Origin of the sequence: Micromonospora sp. ATCC 39149, assembly GCF_000158815.1 — a bacterium.
Lineage (GTDB): Bacteria > Actinomycetota > Actinomycetes > Mycobacteriales > Micromonosporaceae > Micromonospora.
Window position 1 is genome coordinate 4,303,101 of the sequence record NZ_GG657738.1, and the last position, 2,100, is coordinate 4,305,200.

The window sequence follows — 2,100 nt, forward strand, 5'->3', positions numbered from 1 at the left end:
CCGCAGTGCGCGCAGGCCGGCGCCGGGCAACTCGGCGACCGGCTCGCCCCGGCGGGCGGCGGCCCGCCGGCCCGGCACCGGGGTGGGGGTGGTGACCCGGGCGTCGAGCGCGCCGACCAGGGCCTCGCAGCCCGCGTCGCATGCTCGCACCGAGGCCACCGCCTGACGGACCGTCTCCGCCACGGCGGAGGTGAGCGCCCGGCTGACCGCCGCGCGGCGGGGGGTCTCGGCGATGGCGACCCGCAGCGCGGTCACCGCATCGTTGATCTTGCCTTCGTCGGCCACCCCGTCGGCCGCGAGGTGGGCGGCGATGGCGTCCGCCGCCACCGACACCTCCCGGCCCCGGGCGATCGTCCCGCCCAGCATGCCGGGCTCGGGCAGGGCGTCCAACACGGCCAGGGCGACCGGCTCGGCCGGGTCCGGGTACGCGCGCAGGGCGGCCGGGTAGAGCTCCCGCAGCACCTCGCGCAGCGCCACGGCGGCGGAGTGCCGGCCGCTGGCGAGCGCGGCGTGCGCCGAGAGGACCTGCTTGTAGCCGGCGAGATCCCGGGGCGCCGGGAGGGTGACCGCCGAGAGCGCGCCGGCCTGGAGCGCCCGGGCCAGCCCGACCGCCCGCCGCTCGGCCGGCGCGGACTGCATCTCCTCCAGCGAGTCGTCGTCGGCGAACCGCTCGGCGAAGTCGTCCACCGAGTCGTCGTCCGCGATCGCCAGTGGACGCCCGGCGGCACTCAGCAGCGAGGTGACCGTGTGGTCGTCGCTGTCGGCGGCGATCGCAGCCCCGCTCGGCCCGCCCGACCGCTCCACGAGTAGCACGACCAGCTGAGCGTAGCCGGCTGGGTCGTCGCCGATCTCGCAGACATGGAGCAGCCGACCTGCGTCGTCGACCACAGCGGACGTCAGCGCCGAACCGGCCGAGGCCGGTCGGTCGGCCGGATCCGCCGAGGCCAGACCGCAGTACACGCGCACGAGCGCCACAGCGTCGTCCTCCTCCCGGGACTGGTCTTTCTCTGCCAGAGACTGATGCTCCCTGGAACGTGTCAGTCGCGCCAGTCCACGACCGCAGAGATCTTGCCGACAATGGTGCGCCAACCGAGACTCGCCGTCTGCGCGCCGATTTTCCTCAGCCGCCGGCGGCCGAGGAAGCCCCCGAGCCCGCCGTTGGCCGTGGCGCGCAGCGCCTCGTCCAGGTCGTCGAGGCTGGAGCCGGCGGAGAGCATGTCCAACACGGCGGGCAGACGCAGGGCATACGCGACGTCCCGGGCCACCTCGCCGGCCTCGATCAGCAGCGCCGAGTCCCAGGTGTCGTGCCCACCCCGCAGGTTCTCCACGACCAGGTCCAGCTCGTAGGTGTCCTCGTCGAGCGGGACGATGTCGGCCGGCTCCACCCGTTCGGACAGTTCATTCCAGCTGTCCAGTTGAGACATGTCGTTGGGTGCGCCGGACCGGACGAAGCTGACGAGGGATTCGGGCGTCTTGAACAGCAGCAGCCTGCCCCGGTGGCTGAGGAAGACCGGAACCTCCTCGTCGCCCGCCTCGTCCTCGTCGGAGTCCGGCTCCTCCTCCGCGTCCGCGTCTGTGGCGGCTCCGGCGTCGTCGGAGTCCGCGTCGGCGCGGGGCTTGCGGGAGCGGGACTTCCCGCCGGCCTCCTCCGCGTCCGCCTCGGCGAACTCGGCGGCCACCTCCTCGTCGAGGATGATGACCTCGTCCTCGTCCTCGTCGGTCTCGACCGCCTGCCGGCGGGCCAGGAACGGGTCGTCCTGGTCGCGCTCGGCGACGTCGGTCGGGGTCAACTCCCGTGCCGGCCGGTACGCCCGCAGCGTGTAGCCGGTGCCGGCGGGCAGGGCGATCTCGACCGGGTCGATGCGCAGCTCGTCCCAGAGCGCGCGGTCGGCGTCCTGCGCCGACGGGCGCGCGCCGTCCTCTTCGACCTCTGCGGCGGTGCCGTCGGTCTCGTCGAGCTCAGGCTCGTCGGCGTCGGGCCGTTGGGGCGACTGGCGGGCCACGCTGACCTCCGTGTGCTTCGGGCTGCCCACCCGGCGGCGTCTCCGGCCGCCGAGTGACTCTGGGCACATACCCTAGTGGGCGGCTTAGGAGGCCCGG

The 2,100-nt window shown here is 74.4% G+C and carries 1 protein-coding gene and 1 pseudogene; both read right to left on the reverse strand.

Annotation, left to right across the window (positions count from 1 at the left end):
• A pseudogene (locus MCAG_RS18610) lies at positions 1 to 975 on the reverse strand (transposase); the annotation flags it as partial.
• Between the two features lie 62 nt (positions 976 to 1,037).
• Positions 1,038 to 2,033, reverse strand: a complete 996-nt coding sequence (locus MCAG_RS18615; RefSeq protein ID WP_007074529.1) for a hypothetical protein — start codon at positions 2,031 to 2,033, stop codon at positions 1,038 to 1,040.
• Between the last annotated feature and the right edge of the window lie 67 nt (positions 2,034 to 2,100).